The organism is Arthrobacter sp. AG367, assembly GCF_007828995.1.
Classification (GTDB): domain Bacteria; phylum Actinomycetota; class Actinomycetes; order Actinomycetales; family Micrococcaceae; genus Arthrobacter.
In genome coordinates, this window is sequence record NZ_VIVE01000001.1 from 1,217,034 (window position 1) to 1,237,409 (window position 20,376).

The 20,376-nt window shown below is 66.9% G+C and carries 18 protein-coding genes and 1 tRNA gene; 5 read left to right on the plus strand and 14 right to left on the minus strand.

All coding sequences use genetic code 11. The annotated features are described in order from the left end of the window. Positions 1-47 precede the first annotated feature (47 nt). The 3 genes from FB478_RS05675 to FB478_RS05685 form a co-directional block, all read right to left on the minus strand. Positions 48-386 (minus strand): AtpZ/AtpI family protein, encoded by a 339-nt coding sequence (locus FB478_RS05675; protein WP_018768407.1) that lies wholly within the window; start codon positions 384-386, stop codon positions 48-50. After that, on the minus strand, positions 379-861 hold the full coding sequence (locus tag FB478_RS05680; RefSeq protein WP_144599863.1) for a hypothetical protein: 483 nt from the start codon (positions 859-861) through the stop codon (positions 379-381). Before FB478_RS05680 ends, FB478_RS05675 begins: the two co-directional genes overlap by 8 nt. Before the next feature lie 111 nt (positions 862-972). Next, a complete protein-coding gene (locus FB478_RS05685) occupies positions 973-2,085 on the minus strand; it encodes an MraY family glycosyltransferase (protein ID WP_018768409.1) in 1,113 nt (370 codons plus the stop codon). A gap of 275 nt (positions 2,086-2,360) precedes the next feature. Between FB478_RS05685 and FB478_RS05690 the strand changes: the two genes are divergently transcribed. Continuing rightward, positions 2,361-3,257 (plus strand): glycosyltransferase, encoded by an 897-nt coding sequence (locus FB478_RS05690; protein WP_144599865.1) that lies wholly within the window; start codon positions 2,361-2,363, stop codon positions 3,255-3,257. A 40-nt stretch (positions 3,258-3,297) separates the two neighbouring features. Here the strand turns inward: FB478_RS05690 and FB478_RS05695 are convergent, their stop codons facing one another. The 10 genes from FB478_RS05695 to argS form a co-directional block, all read right to left on the minus strand. Further along, positions 3,298-4,056, minus strand: coding sequence for a WecB/TagA/CpsF family glycosyltransferase (locus FB478_RS05695; RefSeq protein ID WP_144599867.1), 759 nt, complete (start codon positions 4,054-4,056; stop codon positions 3,298-3,300). Further along, a complete protein-coding gene (locus FB478_RS05700; protein WP_144599868.1) occupies positions 4,056-4,868 on the minus strand; it encodes an L-threonylcarbamoyladenylate synthase in 813 nt (270 codons plus the stop codon). Before FB478_RS05700 ends, FB478_RS05695 begins: the two co-directional genes overlap by 1 nt. Continuing rightward, positions 4,865-5,752 carry a peptide chain release factor N(5)-glutamine methyltransferase gene (gene prmC, locus FB478_RS05705; protein WP_144599869.1) on the minus strand — a complete coding sequence of 296 codons (888 nt, stop codon included), beginning with the start codon at positions 5,750-5,752 and terminating at the stop codon, positions 4,865-4,867. The genes FB478_RS05700 and prmC overlap by 4 nt, the downstream gene beginning before the upstream one ends. A gap of 37 nt (positions 5,753-5,789) precedes the next feature. Then, positions 5,790-6,863, minus strand: coding sequence for a peptide chain release factor 1 (gene prfA, locus FB478_RS05710; RefSeq protein ID WP_018768414.1), 1,074 nt, complete (start codon positions 6,861-6,863; stop codon positions 5,790-5,792). Between the two features lie 106 nt (positions 6,864-6,969). Then, a complete protein-coding gene (gene rho / locus FB478_RS05715; protein ID WP_144599871.1) occupies positions 6,970-9,141 on the minus strand; it encodes a transcription termination factor Rho in 2,172 nt (723 codons plus the stop codon). A 293-nt stretch (positions 9,142-9,434) separates the two neighbouring features. Continuing rightward, a complete protein-coding gene (thrB, locus tag FB478_RS05720; RefSeq protein WP_018768416.1) occupies positions 9,435-10,409 on the minus strand; it encodes a homoserine kinase in 975 nt (324 codons plus the stop codon). A gap of 2 nt (positions 10,410-10,411) precedes the next feature. Further along, the gene (gene thrC, locus FB478_RS05725; protein ID WP_144599872.1) at positions 10,412-11,518 is read right to left on the minus strand and encodes a threonine synthase; all 1,107 of its coding nucleotides are present in this window, start codon (positions 11,516-11,518) and stop codon (positions 10,412-10,414) included. Beyond that, entirely contained in the window at positions 11,519-12,835 is a 1,317-nt protein-coding gene (locus FB478_RS05730) for a homoserine dehydrogenase (RefSeq protein WP_144599873.1), read from the minus strand. It abuts the gene before it with no gap. Next, positions 12,836-14,308 (minus strand): diaminopimelate decarboxylase, encoded by a 1,473-nt coding sequence (gene lysA / locus FB478_RS05735; protein ID WP_144599874.1) that lies wholly within the window; start codon positions 14,306-14,308, stop codon positions 12,836-12,838. It lies immediately after the preceding gene. Between the two features lie 4 nt (positions 14,309-14,312). Further along, complete coding sequence (gene argS / locus FB478_RS05740; RefSeq protein ID WP_018768420.1) at positions 14,313-15,962, minus strand: arginine--tRNA ligase; 1,650 nt, start codon at positions 15,960-15,962, stop codon at positions 14,313-14,315. Positions 15,963-16,172: 210 nt separating this feature from the next. Here argS and FB478_RS05745 point away from each other — a divergent pair, with 210 nt between their 5' ends. The 4 genes from FB478_RS05745 (at position 16,173) to FB478_RS05760 (ending at position 19,270) form a co-directional block, all read left to right on the plus strand. Then, positions 16,173-16,664, plus strand: a complete 492-nt coding sequence (locus FB478_RS05745) for an FMN-binding protein (RefSeq protein ID WP_051081309.1) — start codon at positions 16,173-16,175, stop codon at positions 16,662-16,664. 3 nt (positions 16,665-16,667) lie between these two features. Next, positions 16,668-17,540, plus strand: a complete 873-nt coding sequence (locus FB478_RS05750) for an FAD:protein FMN transferase (protein WP_144599875.1) — start codon at positions 16,668-16,670, stop codon at positions 17,538-17,540. Beyond that, positions 17,537-19,087 (plus strand): FAD-dependent oxidoreductase, encoded by a 1,551-nt coding sequence (locus FB478_RS05755; RefSeq protein ID WP_144599876.1) that lies wholly within the window; start codon positions 17,537-17,539, stop codon positions 19,085-19,087. Before FB478_RS05750 ends, FB478_RS05755 begins: the two co-directional genes overlap by 4 nt. A 110-nt stretch (positions 19,088-19,197) precedes the next feature. Next, positions 19,198-19,270: transfer RNA gene (locus FB478_RS05760), tRNA-Arg, on the plus strand. A gap of 83 nt (positions 19,271-19,353) precedes the next feature. On the opposite strand, the gene FB478_RS05765 is transcribed toward FB478_RS05760, so the two are convergent. Continuing rightward, the gene (locus tag FB478_RS05765; protein ID WP_056388010.1) at positions 19,354-20,304 is read right to left on the minus strand and encodes a cation diffusion facilitator family transporter; all 951 of its coding nucleotides are present in this window, start codon (positions 20,302-20,304) and stop codon (positions 19,354-19,356) included. Between the last annotated feature and the right edge of the window lie 72 nt (positions 20,305-20,376).

The window sequence follows — 20,376 nt, forward strand, 5'->3', positions numbered from 1 at the left end:
TTGGGCGGGGTCCGGCAGCCTGACAGCCTGCTGTTCCCCCTGTGAAATTATTTGGCACTATCTTTTCCGTCCTGGGACGGTGCGCTGGGAGCATGGCGCTCATCAGCAATTTTTCGGGAACTGGTGAGGCCGTGCATGTGGGAAAGGTAGAAACCTCCGACGGCTCCGAGCAGAGCGCCTGCGAGCACAATCCAGCGCGTTCCCCACAGATAATCCAGTCCCCACCCTATCAAACTCCAGACGATGATTCCGCCAATGATGTAGCTGAATACAGCCATTCCAGCGTTGTAGCCGCCATCGGTGGAGGCGTCGGAATCGGTTGCTGCGGAGCCGTTGGATCCGCGTTTGCCATGTGCGGCAGCCGCGGGCTTCTTCTGGTCACGCATGGGTTGCTCCCTTGTCATCTGGATCGTTGTAGATCTGGAGGCGGGCCCTGCTGAATCCGTGGATCTCAGCGGCCTGCCACAGGACGACCGCCACCACGGCGCCGATGATGAACCAGCGGCCGTGGAGCCATTCAGGGGCGCCGAGGACGAACAGGACGACGGCGAAGCCAACTACCTTGATGAAATAGGTGGCTACGAACATCCCTATCGCGCCGGACGGGTTCCCGCGTCCCACGAAGTGGCCGATCAACAGGCTGATGCCGAAGAACAGCATGACCAGCAGGCCACCGAGCACGCTGGAGACCGCGCCGCTTGCTCCGTTGAGGAGTCCGGCGGGAATGGCACACAGGGCGAGCCCTGCACCGGCGGCGATCGAGCTGCGCTTAAGCAGGTTCAGCCACAGCGAGCGGGTGGGACCAGAGGCGCCAACGTGTCCGTTGCCGGAGGCAGGTCCGGACTCGGCGTTGGAGGTCATTCGATCCCAATCGTCGGCACCACATGGCAAATGGCCAGGAGGCAGGGGGTGGAGTGGCAGCTTGGGCTGCCCCTAAATTCTACATGAGATAGAAATAATTCAGAACCGGCGTTACGCCGCAGTTTCCCCGTTGCCGCGGGAAAGGTATGGCCATGCGGTCACCAGTCCCATCACCAGGGTGGCGAAGATGTCGACGGCGAGAACGACCTGCCAGGGGAAGACGGCAAAGGCCAGGCCGCCGAAGGACAGCACGGCGGTCCAGAGATACATCAGGATCACGGCGGTGCGGTGGGAGTAGCCGATGTCCAGCAGTTTGTGGTGCAGATGCCCGCGGTCGGCGGACCAGGGCGAACGCCCGCGGGCCGTGCGGCGGACCACTGCGAGGCCCAGGTCCAGCAGCGGAAGGAAGAGCACGGCGAAGGGAAGCAGGATGGGAATCACGGTGGAAATACCGTTGGCACGGTCATACAGGCCTGAGGAGATCTGTCCTGTGGACACGACGCCGGCCGAGGCCATGAGCAGCCCGATCAGCATGGCGCCGGAATCGCCCATGAAGATCTTCGACGGAAAGAAATTGTGTGGCAGGAACCCCAGGCACCCGCCCACCAGGACGGCCGTAATGAGGGTTGCCAGGTCCGAGTAGTCCAGCAGCACAGCGTTCCGGTGCACCCAGTAGGCGGTGAAGAAGAACGCCGTTCCGCCGATGATGGCCACGCCTGCAGCAAGGCCGTCCAGTCCGTCAATGAAGTTGAAGGCATTCATGGTGGTGACGATGAGTCCCGCCGTCAGCACCACGCGGAGTGTCCCGTCCTGGAGGTAGATGGGGTCGGGCACCCACGGGACGATGGTCATTTGGACACCCCAGATGGCCACGGTGAGTCCGGCGGCGCTTTGACCGATCAGCTTCACCCACCAGCGGATGTCCAGCAGGTCGTCCGCCACGCCCACCAGGACGATCACCGCTGCACCGGCGAGGACCCCCCAGGGGGAGAAATTGTTCCGGTAGATGTCCTTGACGAAGAAGGACTGGCTGGCGAGGACCAGTGCCACCATGACACCGAGGAAGATCGCCACGCCGCCAAGCCTGGAAACGGGGGTGGAATGCATGTCACGGCTGCGGATGGGCAGGTGCAGTTCAAGCCGGTGCCCCACGATGCGGGCGCCCCACGTGGCAGCGTAGGACACAATGGCAGCCACCAGCCCCATGAGCATGTACATGATCATGGGACTGGAGCCGTTTCAGGATTGGTGGTGTCGAAGCCGCTCGGCTGCCCTGGCAGCCGGTCCGTGGTCGGTGGGCTCACTGGCCGGGAATCTGTTCTTCGATAAATGAAACTTCTCCGTCGCCGAGCGCGCAGCAGGCAGTGTTCGGTGCCGTACAGGGCTGTATTACAGTGGACTCTAGTCAAAGATACTAGTGCCACCGGCACCATGGCTCCGCGCCACACGGGCGCATATCAGGCGGGGAACTCCCTGGCGGCCATGCTGAAAGGACCTCCATGACCCCCCGCATTGCGGTTGCCGCCGTGACGTTCGACCGGCCCAAGGAACTGTCTGTGCTGCTGGATTCGATCAACGCGCAGAGCCTGCGCGTGGACACCATTTGCCTGGTGGACAGTGGCACCACGCCTGCACGCGAGGTGGCCGAAAACCACCGCAATGTGGACTACGTCCGGTCCGAAGCCAACCTCGGGGGCGCGGGCGGGTTTGCGCTGGCCGCCCTCAAGGCAGTCGCCAGCGGTGCCCGCTGGATTTGGATGATGGACGACGACGCCGAGCCGGCTGATCCCGAATGCCTCGCCACGCTGCTGCGCGAGGCCGAGGCGCGCGACCTGGAGGCTGTGGTTCCCCTTGTCACGGCGCCGGGCCATCCCGACCGGCTGTCCTTTTTCTTCCGCCTGGACGGCAAGGTGACGCACGACCGGGCAGAGGTGGAGAAGCTCGGTTTCCTTCCGGACGACGGCCACTTCTTCAACGGCGCGCTGATCCGCTCGGACGTGTTCTTCAAAGTGGGCTTGCCGGATATGCGGCTGTTCATCCGCGGCGACGAGGTCGATTTCACCATCCGGCTCCGCAAGGCCGGTATACGGTTTGGGACGGTCACCACCACGGCCATCACGCATCCGCACGCCTTCACGGAAACGCAGCATGTCTACGGCGCCCGCTGGCATGTCATCGTCCCCGACTCCGCCTTCAAGCGCTATTACTACTACCGGAACCGCGGTTACCTCATCCGCCGGTACTTCCGGGTGCGCTCTTTTGTGGCCGACGCCGGCGGGTACCTGGGCTACTTCCTGCAGCGCCGCGACCTGCCGGGCTTTGTGGCCTGGGCGCGCGCCTTTGGCACGGGTCTGCGGGGCAAGGGCTTTGGCCCCCTGGAGGACCAGAAGTTCTAGCCAGCGCCCCTCTCCCGGTTTCAGACCAGCCGCGGCCGGTTCAGGCCCTGGTCCGCAGCCGGCGCGCGGCCAGGAGCCACAGCAGCACCCACGGCTCGCCCAGGACCCGGTACGCCACGCGGCGGGGATGCAGGAGCAGGCGCCAGGCCCACTCCAGCCCCATCCTGCCAAGCCACCGCGGCGCCAGCTTCTGGACCCCGGCCAACTGCTCGATGGCGCCGCCCACGGCACAGTAGACGGCCGGGGGCATGTCGCGCAGCCGCCGCTGCAGCACGTCCTCCTGCAGCGGCATTCCCAGGCCAAGCAGGACCATCTGGGGCTGTTCACGGTGCAGCCAAGCGACGGCGGCTTCCTCCAGGGCAGGACCCCAGCCTTCGCCGGGCAGGCCGGACACGCGGGCGCCCGGAACCATCGACTTCAGCCGGCTGACAGCTCCGGCGTTCGCGTCCGGACCGGCCCCGATCACGGCGATCCGTTCCAGTCCCCGGACCTGGTCCAGGGCCGGCAGCCAGTCGGTGGAGCCCAGCCGGTAGTCCATGACCGGGCCGTCGGCGTTGCCGGTCCTCCCCCAGAGCCACAGCACCGGCGCCCCGTCCAGGAGCACCACATCGCTTTCCTCGTAGAGGCGGCGGAACCCGGCGTCGGACAAGGCCAGCGTGACGCTGTGCAGGTTATGGCCCAGGACGGTGCGCGTGGAACCTTCCGCCACGTAGCTGCTCAGTTCCGCAACGAGCTCGGGCACGCGCAGCGGAGTGGCATGGACGTCCAGGACGGGAATGCGCTGGCGCTCCAGCGTCATCAAGGCTGCGGGTCTCCGGCCGGCGTGGCGGGTTCCGCTGCTGTACCCGTGACCGCGGAGGAGCCGGACGCAGCAGGCACGGACCCGGCGTCGTTCCCTTCCTCCCCTGCCGCGGGCTGCGCCGGTGCCGTTTCCTCCTCCGCCATGGGGATTTCACCCAGGCCCAGGACGCCCGGGACGTGCTCGCGCAACCGGTCCAGGCTCACAGCCCCGTTGCGCACCACGCGCAGGATGGGGCCGGTGGCATCCACGATGGTTGACGGCACGCCGGCTTCGCCTTCCAGTGGGCGCGGGCCGCCCTCCAGGTAAACCTCCACCGAGTCCGCCAGCTGTTCCCGCGCCGCTGCGGCAGTCTGCGCAGGGGCCTGGCCGGTGCGGTTGGCAGAGGAAACGGCCAGCGGGCCCGTCAGGGTCAGCAGTTCCAGGGCGACCTCGTCGGCGGGCATCCGGAGCGCCACCGTTCCCTTGGTTTCGCCCAGGTCCCAGTCAAGGGACGGCTGGGCGTGCAGGATCAGGGTCAGGCCGCCGGGCCAGAAGGCTTCTGCCAGCTTGCGGGCTTCGGCCGAAACCTCGGTGGCCAGGCCGTCCAGGGCGTTGATGCGGGGAATCAGGACAGGCGGGGGCATGGTGCGGCTGCGCCCCTTGGACACCAGCAGCATGGTGACGGCCTGCGGCGAGAACGCGTCTGCGCCGATGCCGTAGACGGTGTCCGTGGGCAGCACGACGCACTTCTTTTCGCTGATGGCGCGCTGGGCATGTTCCAGGCCGCGTGCCCGTTCGTCGTCAATGGTGCAGTCATAAGTAGTGGTCACTGGCCCATTCTTTCATTCCGTATGGCCTGGTCCGCGAGCACGGCACTTGTGGCGCGCTCCCTGCCGTTGAGGTCCAGGTGCGTCGTGATGGCTGTCCAGGATCCGGTCCTGGCAAGCATGGCGGCTATCCAGCCGGACTGGACTTCCGCGTGTTCCATGACGAAGTAGCCGCCGGGACGCAGCAGCCGGGCGGCGGAGGCGGCCGCCGCCGTCGGAAGTTCCATGCCGTCCGCTCCCCCGCCGTACAACGCCTCGGGCGGGTCGTGCAGGGCCACTTCCGGTTCGTTGGGGATGGCCTCGGCGGGGATGTAGGGCGGGTTGGAAACCACGACGTCGACTGTCCCGTTGAGTTCCGGAAAGGCGTCGCGCAGGTCCCCCAGGACCAGGTTGACGCCCAACGGTGCCAGGTTCTTGGCCGCCCAGGCGTGCGCAAACGGGCTGAATTCGACGGCGTGGACCTCGGCGCCCGGTACCTCGTGCGCAATGGATCCGGCAATGGCGCCGGAACCGGTCCCCAGGTCCACGATCCGGGGCCGTTGCATGTCCTTGACGTGGTCGATGGCCAGCTGGACCACGGATTCGGTCTCCGGCCTCGGGATGAACACCCCGGGCCCCACGGCCAGTTCAAGGTAGCGGAAGTGGGCGACGCCGGTGATGTGCTGCAGCGGAGTCCTGCCGGCGCGTTCGGCCACGAGGGCTTCGTAGCCTTCCGGTGCCGGCACATCGCCGAGCATCATGGCGCGAAGCCGGCCGAGCCCTACGTTCAGCAGGTGGTCCGCAAGCAGCTCCGCGTCCACGCGCGGACTGGGAACGCCGGCGTCCCGCAGGATGGCGGTGGCCTCGCTGACGGCATCAGCGAGCGACTGGCCTGGCCCGAATGTCATGTCCTGTATTTCGTGTCCTGATGGTGCGCCGGGCGGACTAGTCGCCGATGGCGTCCAGCCGCGCCTGCTCGTCCATCTCGATGGCGGACTGGATGACCGGCTCCAGGTCCCCGTTCATGACCTGGTCAAGGTTGTAGGCCTTATAGCCGGTGCGGTGGTCCGCGATCCGGTTTTCCGGGTAGTTGTAGGTGCGGATGCGCTCCGAACGGTCCATGGTGCGGATCTGCGACTTCCGCTGGGCCGAGTTCTCGGCGTCGATCTGCTCCTGCTGGTGCGCCAGGATGCGTGCCCGCAGGACGCGCATGCCGGCCTCGCGGTTCTGCAGTTGTGATTTCTCGTTCTGCATGGCCACCACAATGCCGGTGGGAAGGTGCGTGATGCGGACGGCGGAGTCGGTGGTGTTGACGGACTGCCCGCCGGGGCCCGAGGAACGGTAGACGTCGATCTTGAGGTCGTTGGGGCTGATCTCGAGTTCTTCGGGCTCGTCAACCTCGGGCAGGACCAGCACGCCGGCAGCGGAGGTGTGGATGCGGCCCTGGGATTCGGTGACGGGCACGCGCTGGACGCGGTGCACGCCGCCTTCGAACTTCAGCCGTGCGTACACGCCCTCGGCGGGGTCGTTGGAGTTGCCCTTGACCGCCACCTGGACGTCCTTGTACCCGCCGAGGTCCGATTCGGTGGCGGAGATGATTTCGGTCTTCCAGCCGCGCGACTCGGCGTACCGGGTGTACATGCGCAGCAGGTCGCCGGCGAACAGCGCGGCCTCGTCGCCGCCTTCACCGCCCTTGACCTCAAGGATCACGTTGCGGGCATCGTCAGGATCCCGGGGAATCAGCAGGCGGCGCAGCTTGGCCGCGGCAGTCTCCATCGCGGCTTCGAGTTCAGGCACCTCGGCGGCGAACTCGGGGTCCTCGGACGCCATCTCCTTGGCGGCGGCAAGGTCATCACGGATGCCTTCCCACTTGTGGTAGGCCTCGACAATGCCATTGAGCTGAGCCGACCGCCGCCCCAGTTTCCGGGCAAGCCGCTGGTCAGCATAGACAGCAGGATCCCCCAGCTGCGCCTGGATGGCATCATGCTCATCAAGCAGGCCCTGTACGGACTCAAACATTTAAAACCTCTTTCGACTTGTACAAGTCTAGTTTCGCCGGGTGGCTGGTAGGACACGCCAAAGGGCGGGGCCCGCAGATTATGCGACGGCCCCGCCCCTGACTCAGCTACTTGTCGTTATCCGACTTCGCACCAAGCGTCGTCTTCTGGACCTGCATGAGGAACTCGACGTTGCTCTGGGTTTCCCGGATCTTGTTGGTGAGCAGTTCAAGGCTCTGCTGGGTCTCGAGTCCGGAGAGGACGCGGCGCAGCTTCCACATGATCTTGACTTCCTCGGGGGAAAGCAGGTTTTCCTCGCGGCGGGTGCCGGACGCGTTGACGTCCACGGCGGGGAAGATGCGCTTGTCGGCCAGCTGGCGGGACAGGCGGAGCTCCATGTTGCCGGTGCCCTTGAACTCTTCGAAGATGACCTCGTCCATCTTGGATCCGGTCTCCACGAGGGCGGTGGCCAGGATGGTGAGCGAGCCGCCGTTTTCGATGTTGCGGGCGGCACCGAAGAAGCGCTTGGGCGGGTAGAGGGCTGCGGAGTCCACACCACCGGACAGGATGCGGCCGGAGGCCGGTGCTGCCAGGTTGTAGGCGCGGCCCAGGCGGGTCATGGAGTCCAGGAGGACCACCACGTCCATGCCCATCTCCACGAGGCGCTTGGCGCGTTCGATGGAGAGTTCGGCCACGGTGGTGTGGTCGTCGGCGGGACGGTCGAAGGTGGAGGCGATGACCTCACCCTTGACGGTGCGCTGCATGTCCGTGACTTCTTCGGGACGTTCGTCCACCAGCACCATCATGAGGTGGACCTCAGGGTTGTTGGTGGTGATGGCGTTGGCGATGGACTGCAGGATGAGCGTCTTGCCGGCCTTGGGCGGCGAAACAATCAGGCCGCGCTGGCCCTTGCCGATCGGGGCCACCAGGTCAATGACGCGGGGGCCGATCTTCTTGGGGTCCGTCTCGAGGCGCAGGCGCTCGGAGGGGTACAGCGGGACGAGCTTGGCGAATTCGACGCGGTCCTTGAGTTCCTCAGGCGTCTTGCCATTGACGGAAGTGACGCGGACAAGGGCGTTGAACTTCTGGCGGGCGGACTGCTGGCTGCGGTCCTCGCCGTCACGTGGTGCACGGATGGCGCCGACCACGGCGTCGCCCTTGCGCAGGTTGTACTTCTTGACCTGGGCGAGGGAGACGTAGACGTCGTTCGGGCCCGGCAGGTAGCCGGAGGTGCGGATGAACGCGTAGTTCTCCAGGACGTCCAGGATGCCGGCGACGGGCAGCAGCACGTCGTCTTCGGTGATTTCGACGTCGTCCACGTCCGGGCCCTGGTTGCGGCCACGGCGGCGGTCGTTGCGGTCGCGGAAGCGGTCGTTGCGGGAGTTGTCCCGGTCCTGGCCACCGGAGCGGTCGTTGCGGTCGTTTCGGTCGCGGCGGTTACGGCGGTTGCGGCGGCTTCCGCCGTCGCTGTCATCGTTGTCGCGGTTGTCCCGGGCACCTTCACGCTGGGCACCTTCACGCTGGCCGGCGTCGCGGCTGCCGCTGTTGTCACGGCCGCCGTCCGAGTCGCGGGAGGCGTTGTCACGGCCGCGGGTGCGGCCGCCTTCACGGCGTTCGGTGCGCTGGCCGGCGTCGCCTGCTTCGGTTGCGGGGGCTTCGGTGCGCTGCTCGGTTGAACGCTGCTCCGTGGTTGAACGCTGTTCCGTGGCGGGCTGTTCTGCCGGGGTTTCGGCCGGGGCTTCCTGGACGGCGGCAGCGGCTTCGCTGCGGCGGCGGTTGCGGGTGCGCGGCTGGCGGCGCTCAGGGGCGCCTTCAGTGGCCTCCGCAGTTTCCGCAGGGGCGGCCGACGGCGCCTCGACGGTGGCGCCGGCAGGTGCGGCGGGGGTTTCCACAAGGGGAGCTTCGGTTGCCGGGGAAACCACGCCGTCACTGACGGCGCGGCGGCTGCGGCCGCGTCCACGGGCACGGGTGCCTTCCGCGGCGGGAGCTTCGGCGGCCGGGGCCTCCGGAGCGGAAGCCGGTGCAGCTGCGGCCGGGGCCACGGCGGATTCCGTAGCCTTTGCCGCAGCCTTTGCGGGGGCCTTGGCAGTGAGTGTTCCGGCACGGTGGGCGGAAATGGCCGAGACCAGGTCCCCCTTGCGCATGCGGGATCCACCCGAGATACCGAGCTGGCTGGCGAGAGCCTGCAGCTGGGCGAGCTTCAGGCCGGCAAGGCCGCTGCTCTTGGCGGTTGCGGCCGGTGATTCGGCAGCAGAAGTTGAGTGTTCCACAGCTGGCGACAGCTCAGTGGTTTCGGTCACGAAGGATCCTTCCCCCTCGACGGCGTCCAGACTGGGAGCTGGGCGCGATGATTTGATCTGGGCTGCAGTTCAGATCTGCAGCCGGGATTTCGGCCTTGCCGGTTGGATTTCGGCCAGCAGGGCCGGATACTGATTCACCTTGCACTGCGCCCATGGCGCAACGCCGGACTGACGGTTCAGGGGCAGTTGAATGCTGCAGATTCCTGCGACAGACCAAGCAGGCGGCACCGGAATACATTCACAGTCGTAGATCAAATAGCAACTGAATGCAGGAGCAGATCAGATAGGCGGAATTACCGCCGGTGCAGTTCAACCTTAGCACCTTCAACGTCCACTGCGAGCTTCAGGACGCGCCAGCCGATGTCCGGCGTGTTCTCCGCCGTGTAGGCCTTGATGAAGGCGAGGGCCTTGCCTGCCTGGTCTTCACCGTTTGCCAGCACCAGGACGGTGGGCCCGGCACCGGAAACCACGGCCGCGTAGCCCGCTTTGCGGAGTGCGCCGATCAACGCGGCACTGGGCCGCATGGCGTCCGCGCGGTAGCTCTGGTGCAGGTAGTCCTCGGTGCCCGGCAGCAGGAATTCGGGGTTCTGCGTCAGCGCGTGGATCAGCAGCGCCGCCCGGCCGGAGTTCATGGCGGCAGCGTGGTGTCCCACAGATGCCGGCAACAGGGCGCGGGCTGCCTCGGTGGAGAGTTCGTAGTCAGGTACCGCCACGATGGGGATGACGGATGTGGCCACCGTGGCACTGGTGCTGCTGTACTGCTCACTGTCCTGCCATGACAGCGCCAGGCCGCCGAAGATGGCGGGTGCCACGTTGTCCGGATGGCCCTCCAGTTCACTGGTGAGCTGGAGGATCCAATCCTTTCCGCGCTGGTCCCCGGCCGGCACCATGGCATTTGCAGCCGAAACTGCGGCCACCACTGCTGACGCGGATGAGCCCAGCCCCCGGCCGTGCGGGTTGACGTTGTCCGCAACCACCCGCAGTCCGCCGTGCCGGTAGCCCAGCCGCTCGAAGGCCGCGTCCATGGCGCGGACCACCAGGTGGCTGGCATCCCGCGGCAAAGTGTCCGCGCCCTCGCCGCGGAGCTCAAACACGAGTTCATCCGTGTCGAGGCTTTCCACGGTGAGGGTGTCATGCAGGGCCAGAGCGAGCCCCAGGCTGTCGTAGCCCGGACCGAGGTTGGCGCTGGTGGCGGGCACCCGGACGCTGACGCGCTGCCCGGGCTCGATCAGGTGCAGTCCGACAGTGGCCTGCGAGGTGGTGTCCAAGGCTATTTTTCTTCCAGTCCCAGCTCAGCGGCGACAGTAACCACGTCATTCGGTACCTTGACGGGCTGGACTTCGCTGCCGTCTTCCGTGCGCAGGGCCCACTGGGGGTCCTTCAGGCCGTGCCCGGTGACGGTGATGACGATGGTCTTGCCGCTGGGAACCTCGCCGGCGGCGTGCTTCTTGAGCAGGCCCGCCACGCCGGCAGCGGAGCCGGGCTCCACGAACACGCCTTCCCTGGCCGACAGCCAGCGGTGGGCGTTCAGGATTTCCTCGTCGGTGACGGCATCGATGAGTCCACCGGATTCGTCACGTGCCCCTACGGCCCCGTCCCAGGAAGCGGGGTTTCCGATGCGGATGGCCGTGGCGATGGTGTCCGGCTCGGTGATCGGGTGGCCCGCCACGAACGGTGCTGCCCCGGCTGCCTGGAAGCCCCACATGGCGGGCGTCCTGGTGGCGACGGCGGGCAGGGTGCCGGCCGTGTCGGATTCGAAGGGGGCTGAATACTCCTTGTAGCCCTTCCAGTATGCCGTGATGTTGCCGGCATTGCCCACGGGCAGGACGTGGATGTCCGGTGCGTCGCCCAGGGCATCGACCACTTCGAAGGCGCCGGTCTTCTGGCCCTGGATGCGGGCAGGGTTGACGGAGTTGACCAGGAAGACGGGGTACGACTCCCCCAGCTTGCGGGCGATGTCCAGGCAGTTGTCGAAGTTGCCGTCCACCTGCAGGAGGGTGGCGCCATGGGCGATCGCCTGGCTCAGCTTGCCCATGGAGATCTTGCCCTCGGGCACCAGGACGGCGCACTTCAGGCCGGCGGCGGTTGCGTAGGCGGCGGCTGAAGCGGACGTGTTGCCGGTGGACGCACACACAACGGCCTTCGCACCGGAGGCTACCGCCGCGGTCATGGCCATGGTCATGCCCCGGTCCTTGAAGGACCCGGTGGGGTTCATCCCCTCCACTTTCAGGTAGACCGCGGAACCGGTGAGTTCTGAGAGCTTCTGCGCGTGGACCAGCGGGGTGCCGCCCTCCCCCAGGGTGATCACCCGGGTGGACTCCGTCACGGGCAGACGGTCAGCGTATTCGCGGATGACGCCGCGCCATTGGTGAGCCACTTAGACTCCTTCTACCCGCAGAACGGATGTAACTGAATTGATGACGTCCAGGCCCTTTACGGCCTGGACGGTGGCTGCAAGGGCAGCCTCTGATGCGCGGTGGGTGACAATCCGCAGTTCGGCCGACTCCACGTTGGATTCCGCATCCCGGTGGATGGTCTGCCGCATGATTTCGATGGAGACGCCGTGCTCGGCGAACAGCTGGGCGATCCGGGCAAGCACACCGGGCTGGTCTGCAACATCCAGGCCGATGTAGTAGCTGGTGGTGGCCGCTTCGATGGGCAGCGCCGGGACGTGGCCGGTGGTGGTTTCCGTGCGCTGGGGTCCACCCAGGACCAGCCGGCGGCCGGCCGACACGAGATCGCCCATAACGGCAGACGCCGTGGGGGTTCCCCCGGCGCCCTGGCCGTAGAACATCAGCTCGCCGGCGTTTTCCGCTTCGATGAACACGGCGTTGAAGGCTCCGCGGACCGCGGCCAGCGGGTGTTCGCGCGGCAGGAGGGTGGGGTGGACACGGACGGACACGCCTTCCTCACCATTGGCGTCGGTCAGCTTCTCCGCGATGGCCAGCAGCTTGATCACGAAGCCGGCGTCCTTCGCCGCGGCGATGTCGGCAGCGCTGACGTTGGTGATTCCCTCGCAGTGGACGTTCTCCAGGGCGAAGCGGGTGTGGAAGGAGAGCGAGGCCAGGATGGCGGCCTTGGCGGCGGCGTCGTGGCCTTCGACGTCGGCCGTGGGGTCGGCTTCCGCGTAGCCAAGGCGCTGGGCCTCGGCGAGGGCGTCCGCGAACTGGGCACCGGTGGAATCCATCTGGTCAAGGATGAAGTTGGTGGTGCCGTTGACGATGCCCAGCACCCGGGTGATCCGGTCGCCCGAGAGGCTGTCGCGGATGGGGCCGAGGATGGGAATGGCACCGGCCACGGCAGCTTCGTAGGAGAGCTGGACGTGGGCCTTGTCAGCCTCTTCGTAGAGGGTGGGGCCGTCCTGGGCCAGGAGCGCCTTGTTGCCCGTCACGACGCACGCGCCGTTGCGCAGCGCGGAGAGGATCAGGGTGCGGGCAGGTTCGATGCCGCCCATCAGTTCGATGACCAGGTCGGCGTCCTTGACCAGGGTGTCGGCGTCGGTGGTGAAGAGCTCCTGCGGCAGGTCAACGTCGCGCGGGGCGTTGACGTTGCGCACGGCGATGCCGCTGAGCTGCAGGCGGGCACCTGTCCGGGCGGCAAGGGCATCGGCGTCCTCAAGGAGGATCCGCGCAACCTGGGCCCCAACGTTGCCACAGCCCAGCAGGGCTACTTTCAGCGTTCGCATTTCCGTCATTCAGGCTCCCATGTCGCGGTTCAGCAGGTCTTCTTCGGTTTCCCCGCGGACAATCAGCCGGGAAGATCCGTCGCGCACCGCGACAACGCCCGGCCGGGCCAGATAGTTGTAGTTGCTCGAGAGGGCCCAGCAGTAGGCGCCGGTTCCCGGTACAGCAAGCAGATCACCGGCTGCCACGTCCTCGGGCAGATATACATCTCTAACAACTATGTCGCCGCTCTCGCAATGTTTGCCCACCACGCGGGACAGCTGCGGCGCCGCGCCGGACGTCCGCGAGGCCAGAACGGCCGAATAATCCGCGTCGTACAGCACTGGCCGGGCGTTATCGCTCATGCCACCGTCAACCGAAACATACCGGCGGGGATACGTAACGTTGTTGCCCGCGTCACCGTCCGCGGAAGCCGCAGGGGCATCCACGCGGACCGTCTTCACGGTGCCCACCTCGTAAAGGGTGAACGTGGTGCTGCCCACGATGGCGCGCCCGGGCTCGATGGAGATGCGGGGCGCGTCAATGCCCAGCTCGGCGCAGGTGGAACGCACGACGGCGGCCATCGCCGTGGCGATTTCAGCGGCGGGGCGCGGGGTGTCCACCGGGGTGTAGGCAATCCCGTATCCGCCCCCGAGGTCCAGTTCCGGCAGGGTGATGGAGTATTTTTCCTGCATGGCGGCCAGGAAGCGAAGGAGCTTCTCGGCGGCCAGCGCAAAACCGTCCGGTTCGAAGATCTGCGACCCAATGTGGCAGTGCAGGCCCAGCAGTTCGATGCCGGGATGGGCTGTGGCCGCCGCCACTGCTTCCTCGGCGGCCGAGATCCCGGCCTCGTCAGTGGTGTCGGCTGCCATGGAGAGGCCGAACTTCTGGTCCTCGTGGGCAGTGGCGATGAACTCGTGGGTGTGGGCGTGCACGCCGGGAGTCAGCCGAAGCATGACCTTGGCCTGTTCACCGCGGGCCTCGGCGATGGTGCCCACCCTGTGGAGTTCGGCCAGGCTGTCCACCACGATCCGGCCCAGTCCCATGTCCAGGGCCCGGTGGATTTCGCCGTCGGACTTGTTGTTGCCGTGCAGCGCGACGTCCGCGCCGGGAATTCCGGCCCGGTGGGCCACGGCGAGTTCGCCGCCCGAGGCGGTGTCCAGGCGCAGCCCTTCCTCCTCCACCCAGCGGACCACCGCGGTGCAGAGGAACGACTTTCCGGCGTAGTAGACGTCCACTCCCCCGCAAATATCGGCAAAGGCATCGTTAAAGGCGTCGCTGAATGCCCTGGCCCGGGCACGGAAGTCATTCTCGCTCATCACGAAAAGCGGGGTGCCGTACTGCCGCTGCAGCTCGCTGACGGGGATGCCGCCAATGCTGAGTTCGCCGTCCCCGTTGCGTGCCACGTCGCGGGCCCACATCGGTTCGTGGAGGGCATTGAGGTCGTCCGGAACAGTGAGCCACTCCGGGGCAAGCGGAGAAGCCTGGGCTGCTGTGTGCGTCACCGGGTCACATCCGTTCCGGCGCCGAAACGCCCAGCAGGTCGAGTCCGTTCGCCAGCACCTGGCTGGTGGCGTCGTTGAGCCACAGGCGGGTGCGGTTTAGGTCGGTCACGGGTTCGTCGCCCATGGGGGCAATGCGGCAGGCGTCGTACCAGCGGTGGTAGGCCCCGGCGATGGCCTCAAGGTGCCGTGCCACGCGGTGCGGTTCGCGCAGCTCTGCTGCCTTGGCCACGATGGACGGGTAGCTGCCCAGGTAGGACAGCAGCTCGTTTTCCGTGGCGTGGTCCAGCAGCGAGGCGTCGAACGCGGAACGGTCCACGCCCGCAGCAACGGCATTGCGTGCGGCGCCGCGCGAGCGGGCATGGGCGTACTGCACGTAGAACACCGGGTTCTCGTTGCTGTGCTTCTTCAACAGGTCCGGGTCAAGGGTCAGCGGTGAATCGGCGGGGAACCGGGCCAGCGAGTAGCGGACGGCGTCCTTGCCCAGCCACTCGATCAGGTCCTTGAGTTCGATGATGTTGCCGGCGCGCTTGGACAGCTTGGCACCGTTGACGGACACCAACTGGCCGATCAGGACCTCGATGTTGACCTCGGGGTCGTCACCGGCAGCGGCGGCAATGGCCTTGAGCCGGTTGATGTAGCCGTGGTGGTCGGCGCCCAGGAGGTAGATCTTCTCGGTGAAGCCGCGGTCCTTTTTGGACAGGTAGTAGGCGGCGTCAGCGGCAAAGTAGGTGGGCTCGCCGTTCGCCCGGACCATCACGCGGTCCTTGTCGTCGCCAAAGTCCGTGGTCCGCAGCCAGACCGCCCCGCCGTCGTCGAACACGTGGCCCTGTTCGCGAAGGCGGGCCACGGCACTTTCAATGGCGCCGGCGTCGTGCAGTTCCTGTTCGGAGAAGAAGACGTCGAACTCGACGCCGAAGTCCGCCAGGGTGGCCTTGATGTCCTTCATCTGCGCTTCATAGGCGGCGGCGCGGATGACCGGCAGGGCTGCCACTTCAGTGAGCTCGCGGATGTCCGGGTGGGCAGTGAGCACTTCGTGGCCCAGGTCCGCGATGTACTGTCCCGGGTAGCCGCCGTCCGGCACGGGAAGGCCGTGCAGCCGGTTGTAGACGGAGGTGGCGAAGGTGTTCATCTGCGAGCCGGCGTCATTGATGTAGTACTCGGCCGTGACGTCGGCGCCGGACGCCCGCAGCACGCGGGCGATGGAATCGCCCAGGGCGGCCCAGCGGGTGTGCCCGATGTGCAGCGGCCCGGTGGGGTTTGCGGACACGAACTCCATGTTGACGGTGTGCCCGGCGAGCGCCGTGTTGGTGCCGTAGTCCCCGCCGGCCTCGACAATGACCTTTGCCAGGGCGCCGGCGGCCGCGGCGTCCACCGTGATGTTCAGGAAGCCAGGGCCGGCGATGTCGACGGCGGAGACGCCGTCGATGGTCTTCAACCGGCTGCTGAGGAGGGTGGCGAATTCGCGCGGGTTGGTACCCGCCTGCTTGGCGAGTTGGAGGGCAATGTTGGTGGCCCAGTCGCCGTGGTCCCGGTTCTTGGGCCGCTCCACGCGCACCTCAGCCGGAATGGCTGACGCCGCAAGGTCAATATCACCGGCGGCGACGGCGTCTTTGAGGCAGGCGGATATGGCGAGGGAAAGTTCTTCGGGAGTCACCCCTCTAGACTACCGGGGGCCAGTGACAGCAAAGAATTTGGCGGCCTGGGCCGCCCTTCCGGCTCCATGGACGGGTGGGCCCGGCTCCGCGGTGAACCATTCCGGCCCATCCGGCGTTGACTAGACCGTAACCACTGCCGCACGGGATTGCGCAAAGACGGCATTGCGCAAAGAGACCGGTACAGCCCCAACAGTGAAACGAGAGCCTTCATGAGACCCTCCACCCCTCAAAGCCCCGCCATATCCAGCGCCGCGCTCCGCAAGGGTATCTTCGCCGGCCTTGCAGGCCTGTCCCTCGCAGGAACCGTGGCCGGCTGTGCACCATCCACGGCGGACAGCACCCCGGGCGCTGCGGGAAGCCCGTCCACTCCTTCTGCGGGTTCTTCCGCCCTGGCCGGCAGCGGCGGCAATTACAGAGACGGCACCTACAGCGCGGACGGGAACTACGTGTCACCCAACGGCACGGAAACGGTGGGCGTTCAGCTGACGCTCGCGGCGGGAAAGGTCACGGACGTGCAGATCACCCAGCACCCGTCCAATCCGAACACCCGCAAGTTCCAGGGCCAGTTCGCCGGTGGCATCGCTGCCCAGGTGGTGGGCAGGAACATCGATGAACTGAACGTTTCCAAGGTTGCAGGCTCCTCCCTGACCAGCGGAGGCTTCAACCAGGCCGTGGACAAGATCAAGGCGGAGGCGCAGTAGGCGGTGTCCGTCACGGACTGGGATGACTTCCTGTTCCAGGGGATCGGAACCGGCTGGGACATCACCACTCCCCTGCCGTTGCCCGCGTCCCTGCGCGCACGCGTGCTTAACACGGTCGAGAAGTTCGACGCCGACTGGTCCCGTTTCCGGGCCGACTCGCTGGTGTCGGACCTGGCACGGGAGCCGGGGCGTTATCAGTTTCCGGACGAGGCTGCTCCGCTGGGCGAGCTGTATAGCCTGCTCTACCGGGTGACCGGCGGCGCCATGACGCCGCTGATTGGCGGCAGCCTGGAGCGCCTGGGGTATGACGCAGCGTATTCGCTCCGGCCGGCCGGTCCGCCGCTGCCTGCGCCGGCCTGGGAATCGGTGCTCACGTGGTCCGGAACCGTCCTGACGGCCAGCGCCCCCGTGCTGCTGGACATCGGCGCCGCAGGCAAGGGCCTGCTGGTGGACCTCCTGGCCGCGGACCTGGCGGCCGCCGGCATCGGCGCCTTCGTCATCGACGCCAGTGGCGACCTGCTGGCCCGCGGGGCAGGACCCGTCAGCGTGGCGCTTGAACACCCCTACAACCCTGCACAGGCGATTGGGACGATCCACCTGGACGGCCGCGCCCTGTGTGCGTCGGCTGCCAACCGCCGCGCCTGGGGGGACGGACTCCACCACGTCCTGGACGGGACCACCGGGCAGCCGGTGCGGACCGCCGTCGCCACCTGGGCCTTGGCGGGGACTGCCATGGTGGCCGACGCACTCGCCACGGCCCTGTTCCTTGTTCCCGGCGCCACGCTTCAGGAAAGCTTTGATTTTTCGTGGCTGACCGTCTTTTCCGACGGCAGCGCCGCCTACTCCGCCGAATTCGAAGGGATGCTGTTCCCATGAGCCCCGTGGAAACACCGCACCCCCCGGCGCCGTCCCTGGCCGGCCGGATGGGGACCGCCGTGGGCAGGTTCACCATGTACCGGGTTGTCCTAACAGTCCTGGCGGTCCTGGCCGCCTACAGCATCCTGCTCAACATCCTGGGCTGGCTGACGTTCGGTATCCCGGAAATGCTCGCGCACCTGGCGCTGTGCCTGGGCTTGACCTACGCCTCCAACCGGGCGCTGGCGGCGCTTTTCCGGGTCAACCCCCACACGGAGTCCTCCCTCATCACGGGGCTGCTGCTGTATTTCCTGTTCTGGCCGTCCCTGCAGCCGCTGGACCTGGCCGGGGTGGCACTGGCATGCGTCCTGGCCTCCGCCTCCAAATATGCCTTGGCGTGGCGCGGCCGGCACATCTTCAATCCTGCCGCCGCCGGCGCCTTCGCCACCGGCCTCACCGGGCTGAATATCGCTACGTGGTGGGCGGCCACTCCTGCCATGCTGTGGCTGCTGGTGCCGGGCGTGCTGCTGGTCCTGTACCGGACCCGCAAAGTGCTGATGGCATCCATGTTCACGCTGGTGGCCACCGCCATCATCACCCTTGAACTGCTTCGATCGGGCATGACGGCGGGCATGGGCATCTACCAGGCCCTGGCGCAGCGGCCGGTCCTGTTCTTCGTGGGATTCATGCTGACCGAGCCCCTGACCCTGCCGCCCCGCCGCAGGCACCAGCTGGCGCTGGCCACCGTGGTGGGAGTGCTCTTCGCCGTCCCCTGGAACGTGGGCCTGTTCGCCAACTCGCCCGAGGCAGCCCTGCTGGCAGGCAACCTGCTGGCCTTCCTGGCAGGGCAGCGCGGGGCCGTGAAGCTCCGGTTCACCGGCACCCGGCAGCTGACGCCCGCCACCACCGAGTTCACGTTCAACCCGGCCCGGCCGGTGCGCTTCCTTCCGGGCCAGTACATGGAACTGGACCTGCCGCACGCCAGGCCGGACGGCAAGGGCCGACGCCGGGTGTTCAGCCTGACAAGCCCACCGCGGGAGCGGCTGGTGAAGTTCGCCGTGCGGACGGCCGGTCCCTTGTCTGCGGCAAAGGAGGCGCTGCTGGCCCTGCGGCCGGGCGACGAAGTGGCAGCCACGGCGGTGGGCGGCGACTTTATCCTGCCGCGCGATCCGCACCGGCCGGTCTTGCTCATCGCGGCGGGAATCGGCATCACGCCCTTCGTTTCATACCTGTCCTCCGGGGGCCTGCGGGAGCGGGACGCCGTGCTCCTGCTCCTGGCCCAAAGCGCAGGGGAAGTGGCCTACGCGGAGGAACTCCGGGACGCCGGCATCCGGGTGCTGGTGCGGTTGGCGGACGGTTCCCGGCCGCCAACCGGCCTGGCCTCCGCTGCCGCAAACACCGGCCCGGGAGCCCGGCTGGACGGAGGGGCCCTCGCGGCGCTCGTGCCGGACATCGCCGCCCGTGACGTCTATGTTTCGGGGTCCCCGGCAAGCGTTGCATCGCTCCGCCGGGCGGCGAAGAGCGCCGGTGCCCGCCGGGTCCGGACGGACTCCTTCGCCGGCTATTGAAAGCGCTTCTTTGCCTGTCCATTCCTGGCCGTGGTGTCGGTTTTCCCTTGCGGGCCACCTTCCTGCTAAGCTCTAGGACGTCCCGCCGGGAACGGCAGGAAATACGGATTGCCCTCGTAGCTCAGGGGATAGAGCGTCTGCCTCCGGAGCAGAAGGTCGTAGGTTCGAATCCTATCGAGGGCACAGAAAACCCCCGCCGCTTCACTGAAGCGGCGGGGGTTCTTTCGTTTTCCGGCCTTTCCTGCTGCGCTGCGGAAGCCGCAGGATCAAAAATGCAGGGCAACCTCGTCAAGCGTGGCCAGGGTCAGCACGGCTTCCTCGACAGTTTCATGGTCTTCCAGCTCACGCTCGATCCGGCGCAGGACCACCGCCACTTCATGTTCGGGATGGTCCCCCTGCAGGTCCACGGCCGCAACCAGGTACAGCTTGCGGGGACCGACGAATTCCAGGTGCAGGTACGTGAGCCGCGCGATCTCGGGGTGCGCCAGCACCCGTTGCGCCATGGACCGTTCAATGTCGGGGGTGACGCCCTGGCCCACCAGGAAGCGCCTGTTGCGGTCGATCAGGACGACGGCGACGACGGCCAGCAGCACGCCGACCGCGATCGAACCGATTGCATCGGGCAACGGCGATCCGGTGACCTGGTGCAGGAACACGCCCACGAAGGCTATGACAAGGCCGATCAGCGCGGCAGCGTCCTCGGCGAAGACGGCGCGCAGGGTGGGATCGGAGCTGATGAGCACCTGCTCCAGCGTGTGCCGGTCCAGCTCATGGGCCGCCTTCCTGGTCTGGCGGAAAGCCTGGACAAAGGAGATGCCTTCGAAGACGAAAGACACCGCCAGGACCACATAGGCCACCATGAAATCTGCGGCCGGCTCCGGCTCGATGATCTCCTGGATGCCATGCATGATGGACACCACCGCGCCGGCGGTAAAAAGTCCGAACGCGGCGAACATGGACCACACGTAGGCTTCACGGCCGTAGCCCATGGGATGGCTCTTGTCCCTGGGCCTGCCTGAACGGCGCTCGGCGAAGAACAGGAACACCTGGTTTCCTGTGTCCGCCCAGGAGTGGGCTGCCTCCGCTGCCATGGAGGCCGAGCCCGAAAGGACTGCGGCCACCGACTTCGCCACTGCCACGAGCGTATTGGCTACGAAGGCGATGATGACCGTGAGGAGGGTGGAGCCGGGCTTGTTGCGCTTTTCGGTGTCAGCCATGCGCCTACCGTACCCATCTGGGCCTGCTGCAGCACCCGGAAGCCAACCGAATTCGCGGCGGCCGCCTGCAGT

Bases quoted from the DNA above. Each gene is read 5' to 3' on its own strand.
- FB478_RS05675 (WP_018768407.1), bottom strand. From the start codon at position 386: ATGCGTGACCAGAAGAAGCCCGCGGCTGCCGCACATGGCAAACGCGGA.
- FB478_RS05680 (WP_144599863.1), bottom strand. From the start codon at position 861: ATGACCTCCAACGCCGAGTCCGGACCTGCCTCCGGCAACGGACACGTT.
- FB478_RS05685 (WP_018768409.1), bottom strand. From the start codon at position 2,085: ATGATCATGTACATGCTCATGGGGCTGGTGGCTGCCATTGTGTCCTAC.
- FB478_RS05690 (WP_144599865.1), top strand. From the start codon at position 2,361: ATGACCCCCCGCATTGCGGTTGCCGCCGTGACGTTCGACCGGCCCAAG.
- FB478_RS05695 (WP_144599867.1), bottom strand. From the start codon at position 4,056: ATGACGCTGGAGCGCCAGCGCATTCCCGTCCTGGACGTCCATGCCACT.
- prmC (WP_144599869.1), bottom strand. From the start codon at position 5,752: ATGACATTCGGGCCAGGCCAGTCGCTCGCTGATGCCGTCAGCGAGGCC.
- prfA (WP_018768414.1), bottom strand. From the start codon at position 6,863: ATGTTTGAGTCCGTACAGGGCCTGCTTGATGAGCATGATGCCATCCAG.
- FB478_RS05730 (WP_144599873.1), bottom strand. From the start codon at position 12,835: ATGACGGAAATGCGAACGCTGAAAGTAGCCCTGCTGGGCTGTGGCAAC.
- FB478_RS05745 (WP_051081309.1), top strand. From the start codon at position 16,173: ATGAGACCCTCCACCCCTCAAAGCCCCGCCATATCCAGCGCCGCGCTC.
- FB478_RS05755 (WP_144599876.1), top strand. From the start codon at position 17,537: ATGAGCCCCGTGGAAACACCGCACCCCCCGGCGCCGTCCCTGGCCGGC.
- FB478_RS05765 (WP_056388010.1), bottom strand. From the start codon at position 20,304: ATGGCTGACACCGAAAAGCGCAACAAGCCCGGCTCCACCCTCCTCACG.